This window comes from Rhizobium sp. BE258 (assembly GCF_031457345.1).
Taxonomy (GTDB): Bacteria; Pseudomonadota; Alphaproteobacteria; order Rhizobiales; family Rhizobiaceae; genus Rhizobium.
On record NZ_JAVDWL010000002.1, the window covers coordinates 735,170 to 756,099 of the forward strand.

Here is a 20,930-nt window from a genome sequence, read left to right on the forward strand (position 1 = left end):
CTCAACAGTAGGTCCATCGCCGCTTCGGCCCGGTATCGACATGGACGATGCCGTTGCAGTAGCGGCCGATACCACCGATGCCCGGTGCGCTCTGAGCGGCTGCAATAACCACCCGCTCGGAAACGCCGGGCACGCGGATATCGGCAGCATTGCAATGCCGGTGCTGAGAGTGCGACCGGCCGGAATGCGGCCGGAAACCCGATGTGACCATCGGGCGCCTGCCGGTCTTGGCGGCGATATGGGCAAGAATTCCTCTCAGGCGCGGCGGAAAGCAGCCGACACGGACGCTGACGGTCTGCACCGTGTAGGCGGATGTGACGGCATTCTTGAGCAGCCTGACGGATGGCTTCTTGGCGGTCTGGGCATTGGCATTCAAGCAACAAGACACGGCGAAAAGACTGGCGAGCGCCAGGGATAGAATGGTGTGCATCGACGTCCCTCCGGAAAGGGCCGGGCTGAAAGGGCAGCGCCCGGCCGGATGGCGCCAGGAACGTTGGTTTCAATTGTGACCATTTTGTGAAATTTTCTACCGATTGAAAATGTGAAAATACCTCATTTATAGGATATTAACATTTTCAACATAGCTATAAATGAGTATAAAATACTCCTGACAGCCAAAACGGAATCAAGGCTTTGCCCGTTGCGCGCATAGCCCATCCGAAATCGCTTTCTGCGCGCAAAAAATGCGGCTCGGCGGCTGAAAAAAGTTTAAGAAGGGAGCCTTCATCCCGTTGAAATGCCTTGAATCAGGAGCCCGGACCCATGCAGTCGCTGTTTCTCGTCACGCTTGTTGTCGATGACTATGATCGCGCAAAGGCTTTCTATTGTGGTTCGCTCGGCTTCGACTGCCTGCAGGATGAGGCGATGCCGGACGGCAAGCGCTGGGTCGTGGTCAAGCCGCGCGGCGGCGAAGGTGCGGCCTTCCTGCTTGCGCAGGCCGCGGACGAGCAGCAGAAGACCGCGATCGGCAATCAGACCGGAGGGCGCGTCGGCTTCTTCCTGAAGACCGACGATTTCGCGCGCGACCATGCGGGAATGACTGCATCCGGCGTTCGCTTTCTAGAGGAGCCGCGGCACGAGATTTACGGCACCGTCGCCGTGTTTTCGGATCCCTACGGCAACACCTTCGACCTCATCCAACACGCCGCACCAGCAGGCTCTTGATTGCCGCGTTTGACGCGTGCATAAGCGCGCCCGTTAGCAACATGGGCGTCGTGCCCTGGGGCCCTCCACCAGCCTAATCGAGGACATCATCATGGGCGAATTCAAGAAGCTCGTATTCTCCGGCGTTCAGCCGACCGGCAATCTTCATCTCGGCAATTATCTCGGCGCGATCCGCAAGTTCGTGGCGCTGCAGGACGGCAATGACTGCATCTATTGCGTCGTCGACCTGCATTCGATCACCGCGCAGCTGGTCCACGAGGATCTGCGCGGCCAGATCCGTTCGATCGCTGCGGCCTTTATCGCCGCCGGCATCGATCCAGAAAAGCATATCGTCTTCAATCAGTCCGCCGTGCCGCAACATGCCGAGCTTGCCTGGGTCTTCAATTGCGTTGCCCGTATCGGCTGGATGAACCGCATGACGCAGTTCAAGGACAAGGCTGGCAAGGACCGCGAGAATGCCTCGCTTGGCCTGCTTGCCTATCCGAGCCTGATGGCAGCCGACATTCTCGTCTATCGCGGCACCCACGTGCCTGTTGGCGACGACCAGAAGCAGCATCTGGAGCTGGCGCGCGACATCGCCATGAAGTTCAATCTGGATTATCAGGATCACATCCGCCGGGCCGGTCATGGCACCGATATCGTGGTCGGCAACGAGCCTGTTCACGCCTATTTCCCGATGGTCGAGCCGCTGATCGATGGTCCGGCGCCGCGGGTCATGTCGCTGCGCGACGGCACGAAGAAAATGTCGAAATCCGATCCGTCCGACCTGTCGCGCATCAATTTGATGGACGACGAAGAGGCGATCTCCAAGAAGATCCGCAAGGCAAAGACCGATCCCGATGGCTTGCCGAGCGAAATCGAGGGGCTTAAGGGCCGCCCGGAAGCCGACAATCTCGTCGGCATCTATGCCGCGCTCGCCGACAAGACGAAGGCGGAAGTTCTTGCCGAATTCGGTGGTCAGCAGTTCTCGGTCTTCAAGCCAGCCCTCATCGATCTGTCGGTGCAGGTTCTCGCGCCGATCACCGGCGAGATGCGCCGGCTGATGGACGACACGACCCATATCGACGCGATCCTGCGCAACGGCGGCGAGCGCGCCCGCGCCCGTGCCGAAGCCACGATGAAGGACGTCCGCGACATCATCGGATTTCTTTACTAGGCAAACATTGTTCGAGCCGGGCGTTGTCAGCCCGGCTCAAGCTTTGCCTGCCATGGATTTCCAGCATTGTCCGGACAGTCCGGACGATCATCCAACGCTGGCGCGCTGCAAGGAACATCCATGACCCCGTCTGCCTCCACTCCAGGTGCGGCGCATTTGCCGGACGTCGAACTGCTGAGGGCCAAGGTCGCCGGGAACGGATGCCTCGTATACCAGCCCTATCTGAACGATCAGCAGCTCGCCTCGCTGGATCCGCAGGCTGTGCCGCTCGACATATCGTTCAATACCGAGGCCGCGACGCGCGAATACGAGCTGTTCCGGACGCTCTACGATCACCATAGAGCCATCGGGTTCGACCCTTCCGCCTTCTGGGGCCTTGTCTCCAGCAAGTTCGCGTTGAAGGCTGCCACGCCATTTTCCCATTTCGTATCGCAGGCGAGCGAAGCGCAACGCGCCGGTTTCGACTGCTATGCCTACAATCCGATGCTCGCCAACGCCGCGATCTTTCTCAGCGCCTGGGATCAGGGTATCGCGACCGGCCATGTCGGCATGGACAAGATCTTCGATTACCTGGCCGCAACCGGTTACCCGGTCGGCGAGCCGCAGGGGCCCGATACATTCTTCTTCTGCAATTATTTCGTGGCAAACGACCGCTTCTGGAGAGGCTACTTCTCCTATTGCGAGGCTATTCTCTACGCCCTCGAGCAAGAGGCCGCCGCCGGCAGGCAGGCAGGTCTGGCCTATATCGGCCACGGCAATTATGCGCGCGACAAGAACACGAGCATGCGGCCGTTTGTCATCGAGCGCCTTCTCGGCCTCTACATCGCCTCCGCGCGCACCAGCGGACTGAAGGTTGCCGGTTTCGTTCCCCAGGCCGAAGACTTCGCCCGCAAATTCGGCGACCGCATGGGCAGCGCCTTGTTCGATCTCTGGTCAAAAAAGAACGATGGCATTGCAGGTGAAGGCGCTTCACGTTTCGAGACGTGGAAGGAAGCCCGCTTCGCGATCGCATCGCAGCCGATCCTCGCTTTGCATGCCGACGATCCGCCGGCCTGGCTCCCCAGGATCAGCAAGCTCTAGGTGCCGAGCGAATCCGTCCGGAAGGGCTTGCCCTCGTAGGAGGGGCTTGCAAATTTTCGGGTTAGGGTGTCAGAGTCCGCGCCATGGTATCAAAGCGACTCTCCCGTCTTGAAGGTCATCGCCGCAAGTTCATGGCGGTCATTGACGGTACACCCGAATGCCAGCGCGCCGTTCACTATGCCGGCCGGCGTGCCAAGAATTCCAACGGCGGCCTCGTCCTCGTCTACGTGATTCCTGAAGGCGATTTCCAGCAGTGGCTGGGGGTCGAGGAGATCATGCGTGCGGAAGCGCGCGAAGAGGCGGAAGCCGTGGTCGCCAAATCGGCGCAGGTTGTGCGCGAGACGATCGGCATCGAACCGGAAATCGTCATCCGCGAAGGCAGTGCTGCCGAGCAGATCAATCTGGCGATCGAAGAAGACCGAGATATTGCTATCCTGGTGCTCGCGGCAAGTTCGGCGAAAGAGGGACCAGGACCCCTGGTCTCCTCGGTTGCCGGCAAGGGTGCGGCTTTTCCGATCCCCGTCACCGTGCTTCCCGATACGCTGACGAACGAAGAGTTGGACGCGCTCGCCTGAGAAGGGCAATTCTGGAGTCATTATCTCTTGAATGGCGCGGCCAAACAGCCTATTTTCTTTTGAAGAATTCTAAAGACGGCCCCGAGCGACGGCTTGGCCGCATGGAGAGCGAAATGTTCATTCAGACCGAAGCCACCCCGAACCCCGCCACGCAGAAGTTCCTGCCGGGCAAGGTGGTGATGGAGAACGGCACGGCCGAATTCCGCAGCGCAGACGAAGCGCAGGCTTCACCGCTCGCCGCGCGCCTCTTCGAAATCCCGGGCGTGACAGGCGTCTATTTCGGTTACGACTTCATTTCCGTCTCCAAGGACAATGCCGAATGGCAGCACCTGAAGCCGGCGATCCTCGGCTCGATCATGGAACATTTCATGTCGGGCAAGCCTGTCATGGGCGATGCATCGATCCTTTCCGAGGATGCGGATGCCGGCGACGAGTTTTTCGATGCAGGCGACGAGTCGATCGTCCTCACCATCAAGGAACTGCTGGACACACGTGTGCGTCCGGCTGTGGCCCAGGACGGTGGCGACATCACCTTCCGCGGCTTCAAGGACGGCAAGGTCTATCTCAACATGAAGGGCTCCTGCGCCGGTTGCCCCTCCTCTACCGCAACGCTGAAGCATGGCGTTCAGAACTTGCTTCGCCACTTCGTTCCCGAAGTGCAGGAAGTCGTCGCGGCCTAAACAACAGTATTTGCGCATCGATTCACCCGACCGGGCTATTGCAGCACGGCCGGATGAATTTATTCTGCGCGCGGAAGAATTTATTCGGAAATTGATGGCATGATAATTCTGGCGCTCGACACGGCAGGTGTGGATTGCGCTGCCGCTGTTTTTGACAGCGGTAGTGAGACGGTGCTTGGGGAGGCATCGGAGATGATTGGCAAGGGGCATGCAGAGCATCTGATGGGCATCGTCGACCGCGCATTGTCGCAGGCCGGCAAGAAGCTCGCGATGGTCGAACGCATCGCCGTGACGATCGGCCCCGGCTCCTTCACAGGCATTCGAGTGGGCGTGGCTGCCGCCCGCGGTTTCGCCCTCGCACTCGGCATCCCGACGGTCGGCGTCACGACGCTGGAAACCATGGCAGCGGCACAAAGGCTGAAGACGCCCGGCCGAGCGGTCCTTGCCGCCATGGATGCCAAGCGCGACGAAATCTACCTCCAGAGTTTTTCGGCCGAAGGCGAGCCTCTCGATGATCCGCGCGCCTTGCCGGTCGGGGAAGCCATCGCTTTCGCATCGTCTTTCGACGGCGAAATCACCGGCTCGGCCGCGCCGCTGCTGCGGCCCGAACTGACTGGGGACTATGTCAACGCATTTCCCATTTCCATCGTGGCGCGCCTCGGTGCTGCCGCTGATCCGTCTTCCGGAAAGCCGAAGCCCCTTTATCTGCGTGGACCCGACGCCAAGCCACAGGCGGGGTTTGCGATTGCGCGAGTATAACGATGCTGGAAGCCTATCTGTCGCTTAAGCCGGAATTCGAGATTGTCGCGATGGACAGCGACGACTGCCATGGGGTTGCGGTGCTCCACGGCGAACGATTTGCCCGCCCCTGGGGCGACGGCGAGTTTCACAGCCTGCTCAGCCAGGACAATGTCTTCGGTTTCGTCGCGCGCCAGACCAACGCTTTCCTCAAGAAGCCTCTGCCCGGTTTCGTTCTTGCCCGGCAGGTGGCAGGCGAGGCGGAAATCCTGACGGTCGCGGTGCAGACGAAGGCCGCGCGCTCCGGCCTCGGCTGGCGGCTGATGCAGGCGGCGATGCGTGAAGCGCATGCGCGGGGTGGTGAAAGCCTGTTCCTGGAAGTCGATGCGGGGAACGTGCCGGCACTCGGTCTTTACCGCAAGCTTGGCTTCGAGCAGGTTGGCGAACGCCGGGGCTATTACAAGGACGACAAGGGTGCGGTTTCCACGGCGCTTGTCATGAAGCGCGTTCTTCGCTAGTTCCCTCTTGGAACTGGAATCTCTTGTGAAGGCCGCCAATGACCGACGTAGCCAAGACCCTTGAGGAGCTTTGCGCCGAACGCGGCATGCGGATGACCGAGCAGCGCCGCGTGATTGCACGCATTCTCGAGGAATCGGAAGACCATCCCGATGTCGAGGAACTCTATCGCCGCTCCGTGAAGGTCGATGCGAAAATCTCGATCTCGACCGTCTACCGCACCGTCAAACTGTTCGAAGATGCAGGCATCATTGCCCGCCACGATTTTCGCGACGGCCGCTCGCGCTACGAGACGGTACCGGAAGAGCATCACGATCACCTGATCGACCTGAAGAATGGCGTCGTCATTGAGTTCCGCTCGCCGGAGATCGAGGCGTTGCAGGAACGCATCGCCCGCGAGCATGGCTTCAAGCTGGTCGATCACCGGCTGGAGCTCTACGGCATACCGCTGAAGAAAGACGAACGCTGATCCTATGACCGCAGCCGCAGGAAGTGCCCGCTGATGGTCTGGCTGCGCATTGTCTATGCCGCGATCGTCGTGGCGCTGGCGAGCCTGCTGCTGATGCCGTTCCAGCTGCTCGCGCTTTACTTTGACTGGAAGCTGCGCCGCACCCTTCCCCGGTTCTGGCACAGGATTGCCTGTCACGCACTCGGCATCCGGGTCCATGTTCACGGCAGCCTGGAACGGCGACGGCCGCTGATGCTCTGCGCCAACCATGCATCCTGGATGGATATCATGGTGATGTCGTCAGTCGCCGACGTTGCCTTCATCGCCAAATCCGAGGTGCGCAGCTGGCCAATCTTCGGACAGCTTGCGAGGCTGCAAAAGAGCGTCTTCATCGTCCGCGAGGAAAAGCGCAGCACCGGCAACCAGGCCAACGAGATTGCCGGACGCATGGCCGATGGCGAGATCGTCGTGCTGTTTCCCGAGGGCACGACATCAGATGGCAACCGCCTGCTGGAAGTGAAATCGTCTCTCTTCGGCGCGGCCGCCATGGCGGTTCCGCATTCGCCCAACGGTTCGGTCTTCGTTCAGCCTGTGGCAATCGCCTATACCAAGGTGCACGGCGTCGCACTCGGCCGCTATCATCGCCCGCTCGCGGGTTGGCCCGGCGACGTGGAGCTGATGCCGCATTTCATGGACGTCGTGAAAAACGGCGCCATCGATGTCGAGGTTCGCTTCGGCGAGCCCGTCGATTACCGCGCAGATTCGAACCGCAAAGACGTGAGTTCGACCATCGCGCGGCGCATCCGCGCGATGCTGAACAGCAGCCTGCGCGGACGCGAGATCAACTGACGCAAGATTTCGATTTTCTAGCGGGCAAAAAACCACTAAATAGCCCGCCATGACCCAAGACAGCGCCCTTCTTCAGGCCCCGGAACTCCCGAGCGAGAGCCTCCGTGATGGCAGCAACAGCCGCAAGGTCTTCATCAAGACCTACGGCTGTCAGATGAACGTCTATGACTCGACGCGGATGAGCGACGCTCTGGCCCGCGACGGCTACGAGCCGACCGAGGATATGGAAGAGGCCGACCTCGTCCTGCTCAACACCTGTCATATCCGCGAGAAGGCGGCGGAGAAGGTTTATTCCGCCCTTGGCCGCCTGCGCGAAATGAAAAAGAAAAAGGCTGCCAAGGGCAAGGAGATGATGATCGGCGTTGCCGGTTGCGTTGCCCAGGCCGAAGGCGAGGAAATCCTGCGCCGGGCGCCCGCCGTCGATGTGGTCATTGGCCCGCAGACCTATCACCGTCTGCCGGAAGCACTGCGCAAGGCCAAGGAAGGCCAGCGGATCGTTGATACGGAATATGCGCTCGAAGACAAATTCGAGCACCTGCCGATTGCCGAGGCCAAAAAAATCCGCTCGCGGGGCGTGACGGCTTTCCTGACCGTACAGGAAGGCTGCGACAAGTTCTGTACGTTCTGTGTCGTGCCCTATACGCGCGGCTCGGAAGTGTCGCGCCCGGTTTCGCAGATCGTCGATGAAGCAAGACAGCTTGTGGAAGCCGGCGTGCGCGAAATCACGCTGCTCGGCCAGAACGTCAATGCCTGGCACGGCACGGGCGCGAACGGCGAAGAGTGGACGCTCGGCGACCTGCTCTACCGGCTTGCTGAAATTCCTGGCCTCGCGCGGCTGCGCTACACCACCAGCCATCCACGCGACATGGACGACCGGCTGATCGCCGCGCATCGCCACCTCAGGGCTCTGATGCCCTATCTGCATCTGCCGGTGCAGGCGGGATCGGACCGTATTCTGAAGGCGATGAACCGCCGTCATACCGCTGCCGAATATCTGGCGCTGATCGAGCGCATCCGCGCCGCCCGCCCCGACATAGCCCTATCGGGCGATTTCATCGTCGGCTTCCCGGGGGAGACAGATCGCGATTTTGAGGATACACTCAAGCTAGTGGAGGACGTGCGCTATGCGCAGGCTTTCTCCTTCAAATATTCGACACGGCCGGGCACGCCCGGCGCGGACTTGAAGGATCAAGTGCCCGAAGAGGTCAAGGCAGAAAGGCTCGAACGCCTGCAGGCGCTTCTCCTGAAGCAGCAGCAGGAATTTGCCGAATCCTGTATCGGGAAAACGATCGATCTGTTGCTGGAAAAGCCCGGTCGCATGGAAGGACAGCTTATTGGGCGTTCTCCCTGGCTTCAGTCAGTGAATGTTGATGCAAAAGCATCGCAAATCGGTGACATTATTAAAGTGCGAATCACCGGAACTGGAACGAACAGCCTGTTTGCCGAATTTGCAGAGGGCTGAGGTTCAACAAAGGAGCTCGACCGCTTGAACGGACAAGAATTGGTTTCTTCTTCACCGCGCCACCCACGCATTGCGAGCGACGCCAATCACTTTGTCCTGACGTTCGAGAACAACCGGTTCGCCAGCGAACTTTTTGGTCAGTTCGATCAGAACCTGAAGCTCCTCGAAGAGCGGCTTCACATCGATGCACGCGCCCGCGGTAATTCCGTTGTCATCACCGGCGATGTGGTAACCACCAATCAGGCGCGGCGCACGCTCGATTATCTCTATGAAAAACTTCAGAAAGGCGGCAGCGTGGAACGATCCGACGTCGAGGGTGCCATTCGCATGGCCGTTGCGGCCGACGACCAATTGAGCCTGCCGACGATGGAGAAGAAAGCCAAATTGACCATGGCTCAGATTTCAACGCGCAAGAAGACCATCATTGCCCGGACCCCGACACAGGACGCCTATATGCGGGCGCTGGAGCGCAACGAGCTGGTCTTCGGCGTCGGCCCTGCCGGTACCGGCAAGACCTACCTCGCGGTCGCCCAGGCCGCCCAGCTGCTGGAGCGCGGCGCGGTCGAGAAGATTATCCTGACCCGCCCGGCCGTCGAAGCCGGCGAGCGCCTCGGCTTCCTGCCCGGCGACCTGAAGGAAAAGGTCGATCCGTATCTCCGCCCGCTTTATGATGCGCTCTACGATATGATCCCGGGCGACAAGGTCGAACGCGCGATTACCGCGGGCGTGATCGAAATCGCACCGCTCGCCTTCATGCGCGGACGCACACTTTCGAACGCGGCAATCATCCTTGACGAAGCGCAGAACACGACATCGATGCAGATGAAGATGTTCCTGACCCGTCTCGGCGAAAATTCGCGGATGATGATCACCGGCGACCCGAGCCAGATCGACTTGCCGCGCGGCGTGAAATCCGGCCTTGTCGAGGCCCTTCACCTGCTCACCGAAGTCGAGGGCATCTCGATCGTCCGCTTCAAGGATGCCGATGTCGTGCGCCACCCGCTTGTCGGCCGCATCGTCAGGGCTTATGACGCCACCTACACAGCGCGCGAAGAAGACGCGATCAAATAGGACTTATGGCCTTACTCGACATTCAGATCAGCGTTGAAGAAGGCGGCTGGCCTTCCGAGGACGAGTTGCAGCCTTTGACGGACCGCGTGCTGGAAAAGGCCGCGGACTATCTCAAGGCCAGTGCCAAGCAGAAGTTTCCCAAGATGGCCACCGAGGTTTCGCTGGTCTTCACCGACGACGAGTCGATCCGGGCGATCAATGCCGAATGGCGCCAGAAGGACAAGGCGACCAACGTGCTGTCCTTCCCTGCCTACCCGATCACGCCGGGCAAGATTCCGGGGCCGATGCTCGGCGACATCATCATCGCCAGGGAGACCGTGGCGCGCGAGGCGGAAGAGCTTGAGAAGCCTTTCGAAGACCATCTGACCCATTTGATGGTGCATGGTTTCTTGCATCTGTTCGGCTACGACCATATGAATGATGCAGAAGCCGAAATTATGGAGGGGTTGGAGACTCGTATTTTGGCAGATCTCGGCCTATCTGACCCCTACGAAGGTCAAGACCTTAAATTGGAACCATGAGCGACTTTTCAGCAAAGACCACGGCAGACAGCAAGGATGCCGATCAATCTTCCTCCTCCGACGAGGGTGGAAGTAGTAGAAACGCCGGGCGATCTTTCTGGGCACGCGCAGCCCGCATCCTCCGGCCACAACAAGGCTCGCGCCTGCGCGAGGACCTCGCCGACGCGCTGATGACCAGCGATACCGGCGACGACGCCTTTTCGCCCGACGAGCGGGCGATGCTGCACAACATCCTGCGCTTCCGCGAAGTTCGTGTTGCCGACGTCATGGTGCCGCGCGCCGATATCGAGGCCGTCGACCAGACGATCACCATCGGCGAGCTGATGATCCTGTTCGAAGAGTCCGGGCGCTCACGCATGCCTGTCTACGCAGACACGCTCGATGATCCTCGCGGCATGGTGCATATCCGCGACCTTCTCTCCTATGTCGCCAAGCAGGCGCGCAACAAGCGCCGGACCGGCATCAAGGCAAAAGCCGCCGAACCGGTCGTCGAGATCGCACCCGAAAACCTCCAGAAGGTCAGCCGCTCATCCAAGCCGAATTTCGATCTGGCACGGGTCGATCTGCAGAAGACGCTTGCCGAGGCAGGCATCATCCGCAAGATCCTGTTCGTCCCGCCGTCGATGCTGGCGTCGGACCTTTTGCGCCGCATGCAGGTCAACCGCACGCAGATGGCGCTCGTGATCGACGAGTATGGCGGAACGGACGGCCTGGCATCGCATGAAGACATTGTTGAAATGGTTGTCGGCGATATCGACGACGAGCATGACGATGACGAGGTGATGTTCAAGCGCGTCTCCGAGGACATGTTCGTTGCCGATGCCCGCGTCGAGCTGGAAGAGATCGCCGCGGCGATCGGCCCGGATTTCGACATTGCAGAGCAGGTGGACGAAGTGGATACGCTGGGTGGCCTGATCTTCTCCGCACTCGGCCGCATCCCGGTCCGCGGCGAAGTGGTTCAGGCGCTGCCGGATTTCGAATTCCACATCCTCGATGCCGATCCGCGGCGCATCAAGCGCGTCCGCATCACCCGCAAGCGCCAGGCGATCCGCCGTCGCGTGAGGGACGGAGACGGCGCAGGCGGCTCCGAACAGGGCGACGACAGGCCCGCAGAATCCTCTGCGGCAAACTGAGCGCCCGTAAGGCACGACAAACAGCTGCTTTTTTGAAAGACTGCGAGCCGGGTTGATTCGCGGCTTGATGGGGACTGTGCATGGAGCGGCTTGCGGACAGGGTTATCCTGCTCTGGGGTTTCAAACGGGCGTTGCTGGCAATCCTTGCGGGCGCCATCGGCGTCATCGCCCTACCCCCGATCGGCTTCTTTGCCGCGATGTTCATCTCCTTCACGCTGCTCGTGTGGCTGATCGACGGCGCGGCCGCCTCGCCGGAGGCAAGCTTCATCGGCCGGCTCTGGCCGGCCTTCGTCACCGGCTGGCTTTTCGGCTTCGGCTATTTCGTCGCCGGCCTCTGGTGGCTCGGACATGCGCTGCTGATCGATTCCGATGCCTTCGCCTGGGCGCTACCGCTGGCCATTCTGGGACTGCCCGCCGTGCTGGCGATCTTCTACGGCCTGGCCGCTGCCGCTGCCCGGATTTTCTGGTCGGAAGGTCTAGGCCGGATTGCCGCGCTAGCCGCCAGTTTCGGCCTGTTCGAATGGCTTCGCAGCGTCGCGTTCACCGGCTTTCCGTGGAATGCCATCGGTTACGGCATGATGCCGGTGCCGCTGATGATGCAATCGGCCCATGTTCTTGGTGTCATGGGCGTCACGGCGCTTTCGGTCTTCGTCTTTGCTGCACCGGCGCTACTTGGCACCCGCCAGGGCGCCAGGACGGGTGTCCTTGCCGCAGCCCTGCTGTTTGTCGCGCATATCGGTTATGGCGGCTATGTCCTCTACTATCTGCCGAAGCCAACGCCGGCGCCTGGGACCACGCTGCCTGTCGTCCGCCTGGTGCAGCCGATGATCGACCAGGCGGCCAAGCTCGACAGCGATGCCGATCGCTCGGCGATCTTCGAAGAGCATCTGAAGCTCTCCGCGGAAGCCCCGAAGAATGGCACCAAGAAGCCCGATATCATCGTCTGGCCGGAAACCTCTATCCCTTTCATCCTGACCGACAACCAGGATGCCTTGACGCGGATCGCCGATACGCTTGACGATAACCAGATCCTGATTGCGGGCGCCGTCCGTGTCGAGGAGACCGGTCCCGGGAATGCGCCGCGCTATTACAACTCGATCTATGTCATCGATGGACGCGGCCAGATCATCGCGGCATCCGACAAGGTTCATCTGGTGCCTTTCGGCGAATATGTGCCGTTCGAGAACATTCTGGATAATTTCGGCATTCAGAATATCGTCGAGATGCCGGGAGGCTTTACCGCGGCCGCTAGCCGCGAAATGCTGAACCTGCCGGGTGGCCTCGCACTATATCCGCTGATCTGCTACGAAATCATCTTTCCCGGCGAAATGACCGGGATCAATCAGGCCAACGCCATTCTCAATATTACTAATGATGCATGGTTTGGGTCTACGCCTGGGCCCTATCAGCACTTTCAGCAGGCGCGAATCCGCGCAGTTGAGACAGGATTACCGCTGATTCGCGACGCCAATAGCGGCATTTCAGCGCTGGTGAATTCACGCGGAGAGATTATTGCCGGGCTTGGGCTCAATGAGAGCGGTTTCATAGACGCAACTCTTGATGGCGAACAGGGCGATTCCACAGCGCGCTATCCACATCATGCTTACTTTTGGTTGACTGAAACGTTGCTGTTTATGATTGCGCTGATTTCTCGCATGGGTTTTATTTTCAAGCAGAATTGACCAAAAACCCCTAAAATTGCATAGTAGTTCAGATCGGCGTTGTTAACGTATGCTTGAGAGTGGGTTAATGCCTCTTGCAACGTGGCGTTACGGATGGGTTCAGGGGATGCCGGTTTCACTCGTTGAAATATCTTTTGTTAGGGCACAACCATGATTGAGAACAAGAAGAAGCCGAACCCGATCGACATCCATGTTGGCAGTCGCATTCGTCTTCGCCGTACTATGCTTGGCATGAGCCAGGAAAAACTTGGCGAAAGCCTGGGCATTACATTCCAGCAGATTCAGAAGTACGAAAAGGGCACGAACCGCGTCGGCGCCAGCCGCCTGCAGAATATTTCGAGCATCCTGAACGTTCCTGTTTCCTTTTTCTTCGAAGACGCGCCAGGCGAGCATGGCGGCGGAATGAGCGGTCTGGCGGAAGCTTCCAGCTCGAACTACGTCGTCGACTTCCTTTCGTCGTCGGAGGGCCTCCAGCTCAACCGCGCATTCGTCAAGATTTCCGATCCTAAGGTTCGCCGGAAGGTCGTCGAACTGGTAAAGGCGCTGGCCGCGGAAGCGGACGCCGACTAAGCGATCCCTAAAGCAGGTAAATTAGAAAAGGCGGTCGAAAGGCCGCCTTTTTTACGTTTTTAAGGCAAAATTTGTCATTTCACCGCAGATATAAAGATATATTTATGTCCTTCTGCGCTTGTTTTTCGAGCCTGAACTGAGTACCAATTCGTCGAACTTATTCTTTGAGGGGAATCCCGGAATGCGCGCTAATTACCTCTTCACAAGTGAGTCTGTTGCCGAAGGTCACCCGGACAAGGTGTGTGACCGTATCTCCGACGAAATCGTGGATCTGGTTTACCGCGAAGCGGCGAAAACCGGCGTAAACCCATGGGGCGTGCGCATTGCCTGCGAGACCCTGGCAACCACAAACCGCGTCATCATCGCCGGTGAGGTTCGCCTGCCGCCGAGCCTGATGAAGAAGGACAAGGACGGCAAGGACGTCATCAACCCGTCGAAGTTCAAGGCTGCTGCCCGCCGCGCCATCAAGGACATCGGCTACGAACAGGACGGTTTCCACTGGAAGACCGCGAAGATCGACGTTCTCCTGCACTCGCAGTCTGCCGACATCGCCCAGGGCGTCGACAGCGCCGCCGACCAGCAGGGTGACGAAGGTGCCGGCGACCAGGGCATCATGTTCGGTTACGCCTGCAAGGAAACCCCGGATCTCATGCCGGCGCCGATCTACTATTCGCACAAGATCCTGCAGCTGCTCGCCACCGCCCGCAAGAAGGGCGACGGCGAAGTCGCCAAGCTCGGCCCCGATGCCAAGAGCCAAGTGACCGTGCGCTACGTCAACGGCAAGCCGTCTGAAGTCGCATCGATCGTTCTGTCGACCCAGCATCTCGACGAGAGCTGGGATTCGAAGAAGGTTCGCGCCGTCGTCGAGCCCTACATCCGCGAAGCCCTCGGCGACCTACCGATCGCCAGCGACTGCAAGTGGTACATCAACCCCACCGGCAAATTCGTCATCGGCGGTCCGGATGGTGACGCCGGCCTCACCGGCCGCAAGATCATCGTCGATACCTACGGCGGTGCAGCCCCACATGGCGGCGGCGCATTCTCCGGCAAGGACACGACCAAGGTCGACCGCTCGGCAGCCTACGCCGCCCGCTACCTCGCCAAGAACGTCGTTGCCGCCGGTCTCGCAGACAGCTGCACGATCCAGCTTTCCTACGCCATCGGCGTTGCCCAGCCGCTGTCGATTTATGTCGATCTGCACCAGACCGGCAAAGGTGTAACGGAAGACCAGGTCGAAGCGGCGATCCGCAAGAACATGGACCTGTCGCCGACGGGTATCCGCCGCCATCTCGACCTCAACAAGCCGATCTATGCCAAGACCTCCGCTTACGGACATTTCGGCCGCAAGGCTGGCCGTGACGGCTCGTTCTCCTGGGAGCGCACCGATCTGGTGAAGGGCCTCAAGGAAGCCATCAAGGTCAAGGCTGCAGCATGACGGATATGGAACGCCGCGGACGCGCGACCGAAGCCTTCTTCGGCCGTCGCAAAGGAAAGGCCCTCCGCGGACAACAGGCGGAAAAGCTGAGTACCCTGCTCCCGGCTTTCCTCATCGATCTTTCAGCGGCTCATCCCGAGCCGCTGAAAAGCCTCTTTCCGGTGCCGGTGGAGAAACTCCGCCTGGAAATCGGCTTCGGCGGCGGCGAGCATCTGATCCACCGCGCGACCGAAATACCCTCGACCGGCTTTATCGGCGTCGAACCCTTCATCAATTCCATGCAGAAGCTGCTTTCCAGTGTGGAGGCGAAGGGCGCCAGGAACGTCCGAGTCTATAACGACGATGCGACGCAGCTGCTCGACTGGCTGCCCGATGGCTGCCTTGACCAGATCGATCTGCTCTATCCCGATCCCTGGCCCAAGCGGAAGCATTGGAAACGCCGTTTCGTCTCAAAGACGAATCTCGCTCGTTTCCATCGCGTGCTGAAGCCCGGCGGACTGTTCTGCTTCGCTTCGGATATCGATACTTATGTGAACTGGACGCTGCTGAAATGCCGCGACCATGGCGGCTTCGACTGGCTGGCAAGCAATGCCGCCGACTGGCTGACGCCCTATGAGGGCTGGCCAAGCACCCGCTACGAAGCCAAGGCGCGGCGTGAAGGCCGCTCTTCCGCCTATCTGACTTTCAAGAAAATATAAGCCTGCAACTTAGTGCAGGCTTACCGTCTTCAGTTCGTCCTCGGCAGCCTTGAAGAAGGTGCTCGAGCGATTGTCTGTCAACAGGATCGGCGTGCCGTCCGCGCCGAACAGGGCCCATAGATCGACGCCAGGGTCGATATCGGGCGCTTCGGGGAAGCACTTCGATACTTCTTCGTTACGCATTTTGCGGACGTAGGCGACCTCCCCGTTGCCGATACCGGCAAGTTCGGATTTGGTCAGGTGAGAATTCGCTTCTTTCATCAACATTCCTGTACCTCCAAGAGAAGGGACTAGCGGCTCAACTCGAACCGTTGTCCTACTGTGGGACCGAAATGTTAATTTTCTTGACCATGCGGGCGGGCTCCGGCCGAATAAGATCGACTGAAAGCAAACCGTTTTTTAGCCCCGCGCCAAGCACTTGCATGCCATCGGCAAGCACGAAAGTACGCTGAAACTGGCGGGCCGCAATGCCGCGGTAGAGATACTCGCGCTCGCCTTGTTCGACCTGCCGGCCGCGAATCAAAAGCTGGTTTTCTTCCGTCGTCACATCCAGCTCATCCTCGCCGAAACCGGCAACGGCAAGCGTGATTCGAAGACGCTCGGGCTGGTCATGACCGGCGGCGATGCGCTCGATATTGTAGGGTGGATAGCCATCGCTTGCCTTGGAAATACGCTCCAGCGTCTTTTCCATGGCGTCGAAGCCCAGAAGCAGCGGGCTGGCGAAGGGAGTGATACGGCTCATGTTTCAAGTCCTTGATGCAAGCGACCTTTCCGGACCTAAACTAGCATCCGGCTGTTGCTAATATGGGAATTGGCGGGCAACCGCGCAAGGTTTTGCGGACCTCGCGACAGGACCAGGAAATTTTAGGGTAAACGGTGCCTTCGTCCTTGCTTGACAAAGCGCATGCGGGCTCGCATCAAATCGTCACCCGCAAGGGCTGCGCCGATTTGCGACGCAATCATAAACAAATGGTGCCTGCCAAAACGACGTGCACCTGAGGAGGGACGACGTATATGGCAAACCCCAGAAAGATCATCATCGATACCGATCCGGGCCAAGACGACGCCGCGGCGATCATGCTCGCCTTCGGCAGCCCCGAAGAGCTCGAAATTCTCGGCATCACCACGGTCGCCGGCAACGTCCCGCTCTCCTATACCAGCCGCAATGCGCGCATCATCTGCGAGCTCTGCCAGCGCACCGATATCAAGGTCTTTGCCGGCGCCGACAAGCCGATCGCCCGCAAACTCGTCACCGCTGAACATGTCCACGGCAAGACCGGCCTCGACGGCCCGACGCTGCCCGAGCCGACCATGCCGCTGCAGGCACAGCATTCCGTCGATTTCATCATCGAGACGCTGCGCCGCGAGCCTGAAGGCAGCGTGACGCTCTGCACGCTCGGCCCGCTCACCAATATCGGCCTTGCCTTCCAGAAGGCGCCTGACATCGTTGCGCGTGTCCGCGAGCTTGTCATGATGGGCGGCGGCTTCTTCGAGGGCGGCAACATCACGCCGGCCGCCGAATTCAACATCTATGTCGATCCCGAAGCGGCCGACATCGTCTTCCGTTCCGGCGTGCCCGTGGTGATGATGCCGCTCGACGTGACGCACCAGCTTTTGACCCGCAAGGACCGCGTCAAGCGCATGGCCGATCTCGGCACCGCGCCAGCGCAAGCGATGGTCGAGATGCTGGAGTTCTTCGAGCGCTTCGATATCGAGAAATACGGTTCCGATGGCGGCCCGTTGCACGACCCGACCGTTGTTGCCTACCTCCTGAAGCCAGAGCTCTTCAAGGGCCGGGAATGCAATGTCGAGATCGAGGTGAAGTCGGAACTGACCGTCGGCATGACGGTCGTCGATTGGTGGCATGTGACCGACCGCAAGCGCAATGCCAAGGTGATGCGCTTTGTCGATGCCGATGGTTTCTTCGATCTGCTGATCGAGCGTTTCGCCCGCATCTGAGCGAAGAACAAAGACCAAAAGAAAAGGGCCGCTTCTCAGCGGCCCTTTTTCATTATGCGTCCTTCTGATCCAGATAGGAATTGGCAGCCTCTGCCTCGGGCTTCGGACCGCCCTTGGCGACGCCGACCATGGCCGGGCGCAGCACGCGCTCGCCAATGGTGAAGCCGGCCTGCACCACCTGGACGACAGTGTTGTTCGGAACTTCCGTGTTCGGCACTTCGAACATCGCCTGATGGAAGTTCGGGTCGAACTTCTGGCCGACAGGATCGAGCTGGCGAACGCCATGGCGCTCGAGCGTCGATAGCATGGAGCGCTCGGTCATCTCGACACCTTCGATCAGGGTCGTCAGGCCAGCCTCGCCCGCAGCCTTGGCTTCGGCCGGAATGGCATCGAGCGCCCGGCGCAGGTTGTCGGATACGGCGAGCATGTCACGCGCGAAACCGGCAACGGAATAGGACTTCGCGTCCTTCACTTCACGCTCGGTGCGGCGGCGCAGGTTGTCCATCTCCGCGGCAAGACGCAGATAGCGGTCGCGCAGCTCGGCATTTTCTGCCTTCACGAGTTCCAACGGATCCGGCTGGGACGATGCCTCAGCGGCCGCTTCATTCTCGACGTTTGCGGCTGCGTCCGCAGCAGCGTCAGCCGCAACAGTCTCAGGTCCGTTTTTCGTCGTTTCGTCAGTCATGACGGTCTCCGGGTAAAGGGTTCTTTCGGGATGCGCCCGATATCGAGCTTTGACCGCAAAAAATCAAGTCTGCGTGACAAAGAACCGGAAATTCCGGCTTTTTCAGAGCGACCCGCGCGACAGGCGGGAAATCAGCTGGGCGGTATAATCGACCATCGGCACGATACGGGAGTAATTCAGCCGGGTCGGACCGATGACGCCGACGGCGCCGACGATCCGGTCGTCGTCGTCACGATAGGGCGCGACGATCAGCGACGAGCCGGACAGTGAGAAAAGCTTGTTTTCGGAGCCGATGAAGATGCGCACGCCGGGGCCGCTTTCCGCGAGGTTCAGCAGCTCGATCAGACTGTCCTTCTTCTCTAAATCATCGAAGAGCATGCGCAGGCGGTCGAGATCGCCGGCACTATCCAGACCCTCGAGCAGGTTGGCACGGCCGCGGATGATCAGCTGCGCCGGCTTGCCTTCATCCGGGCTGCCGGACCAGACGGCAATGCCGCGCTCCACGAGGTCACGCGACAAGGCATCGAGCTCGTGGCGCACATCCGTTTTCAGCCGGTCGAGTTGCTTGCGCAATTCCGGCAGCGTCTGACCGGTCATGTGGGCGTTGAGGAAGTTGGCGGCTTCGGTTAGCTGCGACGACGTCACGCCCGCCGGGAGCTCGATGATCCGGTTTTCGACCTGATCATGTTCGCCGACGAGAACCGCGAGCGCCTTCGTTGGTTCCAGGCGGATGAACTCGACATGTTTCAACACCGGATCGTTCTTCGAGGTGATGACCAGGCCGGCGCCGCGGGAGATCCCCGACAGCATCCGGCTTGCCTCGTTCATCATCGATTCCACCGGATTGTCGCGGCTTTCTGCGCGCACCTGGCGGTCGATGCTGGCACGCTCTTCGGCCGAGAGGTCTCCGACCTGCATGAAGGCATCGACGAAGAACCGGAGCCCGACCTGGGTCGGCAGACGCCCGGCGCTGATATGCGGCGAATAGATGAGCCCCAGCTCTTCCAGATCGCTCATCACATTGCGGACCGAGGCCGGGGACAGCGACATTGGAAGAATACGGGAAAGATTACGCGAGCCGAGCGGCTCACCGTTTTCCAGATAGCCTTCGACGATACGGCGGAAGATTTCCTTCGAGCGTTCATCCAGCGCAGCAACGGCATCCGAAACCGACGTAGATCTGAAGCCCATGAATCCTGACACACCCACGCTGATGACAATCTGCAAAATATAATCAATCTCGCCCGCGTGGCAAAAGGGAATTTGCAAATGGCCGCGGCCAATCGTAGAAGCGGGGCAGCATCACGAAACAACGCATGATCATGCCGTGCCGCCACCCGCGGCCTAACGGACTCATGCATCAGGAGACAGAGAATGCGGCCGTCAGGCAGAAAAACCGACCAGATGCGCAAGGTCAGCTTCGAGCGCAATTTTTCCAAGCATGCCGAAGGCTCCTGTCTCGTGAAATTCGGCGACACGCATGTGCTGTGCACGGCAAGCCTTGAAGAAAAGACGCCGCCGTGGCTGCGCAACACCGGCAAGGGCTGGGTCACATCCGAATACGGCATGCTGCCGCGCGCCACGGGCGAGCGCATGAAGCGTGAAGCGGCGACCGGCAAGCAGGGCGGCCGCACGCAGGAAATCCAGCGCCTGATCGGCCGCTCGCTGCGCGCCGTCGTCGATCTCACTGCACTCGGCGAGCGCCAGATCACCATCGACTGCGACGTTATCCAGGCTGACGGCGGCACGCGCACGGCTTCGATCACCGGTGGCTGGATTGCGCTTTACGACTGCCTGAAATGGATGGAAAGCCGCAACATGATCAAGGTCGATCGTGTTCTGAAGGACCACGTCGCGGCCATCTCCTGCGGTATCTTCGCCAGCCAGCCGGTCATCGACCTCGACTATATCGAAGATTCCTCGGCCGAAACCGATGCTAACTTCGTCATGACGGGTGCCGGCGGCATCGTCGAAATTCAGGGCACGGCCGAAGGCACGCCGTTCAGCGAAGCCGAATTCGCATCGCTGATGGGCCTCGCAAAGAACGGCATTGCCGAACTCGTGGAACTGCAGAAGCAGGCAATCGCCGGGTGAACGACATGCTGGAGGGCATGCTGGAAACGGCGCTTTACGCGAAGGACCTGGACAGAGCCGAAGCCTTCTATGAAGGCGTTCTCGGTCTTTCCAAGATCACGCGGGCTGCTAACCGGCATGTCTTCTTTCGGTGCGGTCCTGGGGTGTTGCTGATCTTCAACCCGGACGAGACGGTCAAGCCACCGGCGCCGGGCGCGCTTCAGGTTCCGCCGCATGGCACCAAGGGACCGGGCCACGCCTGCTTCCGCGTTTCGGCCGGGAATATCGATGCGATGGCCGCCAGGCTGACGGAGGCCGGCATCGCCATCGAATCCGAAGTTCACTGGCCGAATGGCGGCCGCTCGATCTACTTTCGCGATCCGGAAGGCAACAGCCTGGAATGCGCCGAAGCCCGTATCTGGGGCATCGAATAGG

Annotated in this window: 25 protein-coding genes; 20 read left to right on the forward strand and 5 right to left on the reverse strand. The window is 60.1% G+C overall.

Annotated features, from left to right (window positions below; genetic code table 11):
• Window position 1: 1 nt before the first annotated feature.
• A complete protein-coding gene (locus J2X43_RS08865; protein ID WP_310293301.1) occupies window positions 2-430 on the reverse strand; it encodes a D-Ala-D-Ala carboxypeptidase family metallohydrolase in 429 nt (142 codons plus the stop codon).
• 332 nt (window positions 431-762) lie between these two features.
• Here J2X43_RS08865 and J2X43_RS08870 point away from each other — a divergent pair, with 332 nt between their 5' ends.
• From J2X43_RS08870 to J2X43_RS08950, 17 genes are all read left to right on the forward strand, one after another.
• On the forward strand, window positions 763-1,164 hold the full coding sequence (locus J2X43_RS08870) for a VOC family protein (RefSeq protein ID WP_310293303.1): 402 nt from the start codon (window positions 763-765) through the stop codon (window positions 1,162-1,164).
• Between the two features lie 91 nt (window positions 1,165-1,255).
• The gene (gene trpS, locus J2X43_RS08875; RefSeq protein WP_112385252.1) at window positions 1,256-2,320 is read left to right on the forward strand and encodes a tryptophan--tRNA ligase; all 1,065 of its coding nucleotides are present in this window, start codon (window positions 1,256-1,258) and stop codon (window positions 2,318-2,320) included.
• Window positions 2,321-2,440: 120 nt separating this feature from the next.
• A complete protein-coding gene (locus J2X43_RS08880) occupies window positions 2,441-3,400 on the forward strand; it encodes a hypothetical protein (RefSeq protein ID WP_310293305.1) in 960 nt (319 codons plus the stop codon).
• 83 nt (window positions 3,401-3,483) lie between these two features.
• Complete coding sequence (locus J2X43_RS08885) at window positions 3,484-3,975, forward strand: universal stress protein (protein ID WP_112385250.1); 492 nt, start codon at window positions 3,484-3,486, stop codon at window positions 3,973-3,975.
• Window positions 3,976-4,088: 113 nt separating this feature from the next.
• Window positions 4,089-4,655, forward strand: coding sequence for a NifU family protein (locus J2X43_RS08890; RefSeq protein WP_112385392.1), 567 nt, complete (start codon window positions 4,089-4,091; stop codon window positions 4,653-4,655).
• 99 nt (window positions 4,656-4,754) lie between these two features.
• Complete coding sequence (tsaB, locus tag J2X43_RS08895) at window positions 4,755-5,414, forward strand: tRNA (adenosine(37)-N6)-threonylcarbamoyltransferase complex dimerization subunit type 1 TsaB (protein ID WP_310293306.1); 660 nt, start codon at window positions 4,755-4,757, stop codon at window positions 5,412-5,414.
• Window positions 5,415-5,416: 2 nt separating this feature from the next.
• The gene (locus J2X43_RS08900) at window positions 5,417-5,911 is read left to right on the forward strand and encodes a GNAT family N-acetyltransferase (protein WP_112385391.1); all 495 of its coding nucleotides are present in this window, start codon (window positions 5,417-5,419) and stop codon (window positions 5,909-5,911) included.
• Window positions 5,912-5,949: 38 nt separating this feature from the next.
• Window positions 5,950-6,378 carry a Fur family transcriptional regulator gene (locus J2X43_RS08905; RefSeq protein ID WP_112385248.1) on the forward strand — a complete coding sequence of 143 codons (429 nt, stop codon included), beginning with the start codon at window positions 5,950-5,952 and terminating at the stop codon, window positions 6,376-6,378.
• Between the two features lie 30 nt (window positions 6,379-6,408).
• Window positions 6,409-7,206 (forward strand): lysophospholipid acyltransferase family protein, encoded by a 798-nt coding sequence (locus J2X43_RS08910; protein WP_310293773.1) that lies wholly within the window; start codon window positions 6,409-6,411, stop codon window positions 7,204-7,206.
• Between the two features lie 49 nt (window positions 7,207-7,255).
• A complete protein-coding gene (gene miaB, locus J2X43_RS08915; protein WP_310293309.1) occupies window positions 7,256-8,668 on the forward strand; it encodes a tRNA (N6-isopentenyl adenosine(37)-C2)-methylthiotransferase MiaB in 1,413 nt (470 codons plus the stop codon).
• Window positions 8,669-8,692: 24 nt separating this feature from the next.
• A complete protein-coding gene (locus J2X43_RS08920; protein WP_112385245.1) occupies window positions 8,693-9,739 on the forward strand; it encodes a PhoH family protein in 1,047 nt (348 codons plus the stop codon).
• A 5-nt stretch (window positions 9,740-9,744) separates the two neighbouring features.
• Complete coding sequence (ybeY, locus tag J2X43_RS08925) at window positions 9,745-10,260, forward strand: rRNA maturation RNase YbeY (protein WP_112385244.1); 516 nt, start codon at window positions 9,745-9,747, stop codon at window positions 10,258-10,260.
• Window positions 10,257-11,393, forward strand: coding sequence for a hemolysin family protein (locus J2X43_RS08930; RefSeq protein ID WP_112385243.1), 1,137 nt, complete (start codon window positions 10,257-10,259; stop codon window positions 11,391-11,393). Before ybeY ends, J2X43_RS08930 begins: the two co-directional genes overlap by 4 nt.
• A gap of 80 nt (window positions 11,394-11,473) precedes the next feature.
• Window positions 11,474-13,075: an apolipoprotein N-acyltransferase gene (lnt, locus tag J2X43_RS08935; RefSeq protein WP_310293314.1), complete on the forward strand. Its 1,602-nt coding sequence runs from the start codon at window positions 11,474-11,476 to the stop codon at window positions 13,073-13,075.
• Between the two features lie 150 nt (window positions 13,076-13,225).
• A complete protein-coding gene (locus J2X43_RS08940) occupies window positions 13,226-13,645 on the forward strand; it encodes a helix-turn-helix domain-containing protein (RefSeq protein WP_112385241.1) in 420 nt (139 codons plus the stop codon).
• A gap of 181 nt (window positions 13,646-13,826) precedes the next feature.
• Complete coding sequence (gene metK, locus J2X43_RS08945; protein WP_112385240.1) at window positions 13,827-15,080, forward strand: methionine adenosyltransferase; 1,254 nt, start codon at window positions 13,827-13,829, stop codon at window positions 15,078-15,080.
• Entirely contained in the window at window positions 15,077-15,778 is a 702-nt protein-coding gene (locus J2X43_RS08950; protein WP_310293316.1) for a tRNA (guanosine(46)-N(7))-methyltransferase TrmB, read from the forward strand. The genes metK and J2X43_RS08950 overlap by 4 nt, the downstream gene beginning before the upstream one ends.
• Window positions 15,779-15,787: 9 nt before the next feature.
• Here the strand turns inward: J2X43_RS08950 and J2X43_RS08955 are convergent, their stop codons facing one another.
• Both J2X43_RS08955 and J2X43_RS08960 read right to left on the reverse strand, forming a co-directional pair.
• A complete protein-coding gene (locus tag J2X43_RS08955) occupies window positions 15,788-16,045 on the reverse strand; it encodes a DUF1150 family protein (protein ID WP_112385238.1) in 258 nt (85 codons plus the stop codon).
• 49 nt (window positions 16,046-16,094) lie between these two features.
• Entirely contained in the window at window positions 16,095-16,520 is a 426-nt protein-coding gene (locus tag J2X43_RS08960) for an Hsp20 family protein (RefSeq protein ID WP_112385237.1), read from the reverse strand.
• A gap of 272 nt (window positions 16,521-16,792) precedes the next feature.
• Here J2X43_RS08960 and J2X43_RS08965 point away from each other — a divergent pair, with 272 nt between their 5' ends.
• On the forward strand, window positions 16,793-17,737 hold the full coding sequence (locus tag J2X43_RS08965) for a nucleoside hydrolase (protein ID WP_310293318.1): 945 nt from the start codon (window positions 16,793-16,795) through the stop codon (window positions 17,735-17,737).
• 52 nt (window positions 17,738-17,789) lie between these two features.
• On the opposite strand, the gene grpE is transcribed toward J2X43_RS08965, so the two are convergent.
• Window positions 17,790-18,422: a nucleotide exchange factor GrpE gene (gene grpE, locus J2X43_RS08970; protein ID WP_310293320.1), complete on the reverse strand. Its 633-nt coding sequence runs from the start codon at window positions 18,420-18,422 to the stop codon at window positions 17,790-17,792.
• A 102-nt stretch (window positions 18,423-18,524) separates the two neighbouring features.
• On the reverse strand, window positions 18,525-19,613 hold the full coding sequence (gene hrcA, locus J2X43_RS08975; RefSeq protein ID WP_112514114.1) for a heat-inducible transcriptional repressor HrcA: 1,089 nt from the start codon (window positions 19,611-19,613) through the stop codon (window positions 18,525-18,527).
• Window positions 19,614-19,796: 183 nt separating this feature from the next.
• Here hrcA and rph point away from each other — a divergent pair, with 183 nt between their 5' ends.
• Both rph and J2X43_RS08985 read left to right on the forward strand, forming a co-directional pair.
• The gene (gene rph / locus J2X43_RS08980; RefSeq protein ID WP_310293323.1) at window positions 19,797-20,516 is read left to right on the forward strand and encodes a ribonuclease PH; all 720 of its coding nucleotides are present in this window, start codon (window positions 19,797-19,799) and stop codon (window positions 20,514-20,516) included.
• Window positions 20,513-20,929, forward strand: coding sequence for a VOC family protein (locus J2X43_RS08985; protein WP_310293324.1), 417 nt, complete (start codon window positions 20,513-20,515; stop codon window positions 20,927-20,929). Before rph ends, J2X43_RS08985 begins: the two co-directional genes overlap by 4 nt.
• The last annotated feature ends 1 nt before the right edge of the window (window position 20,930 follow it).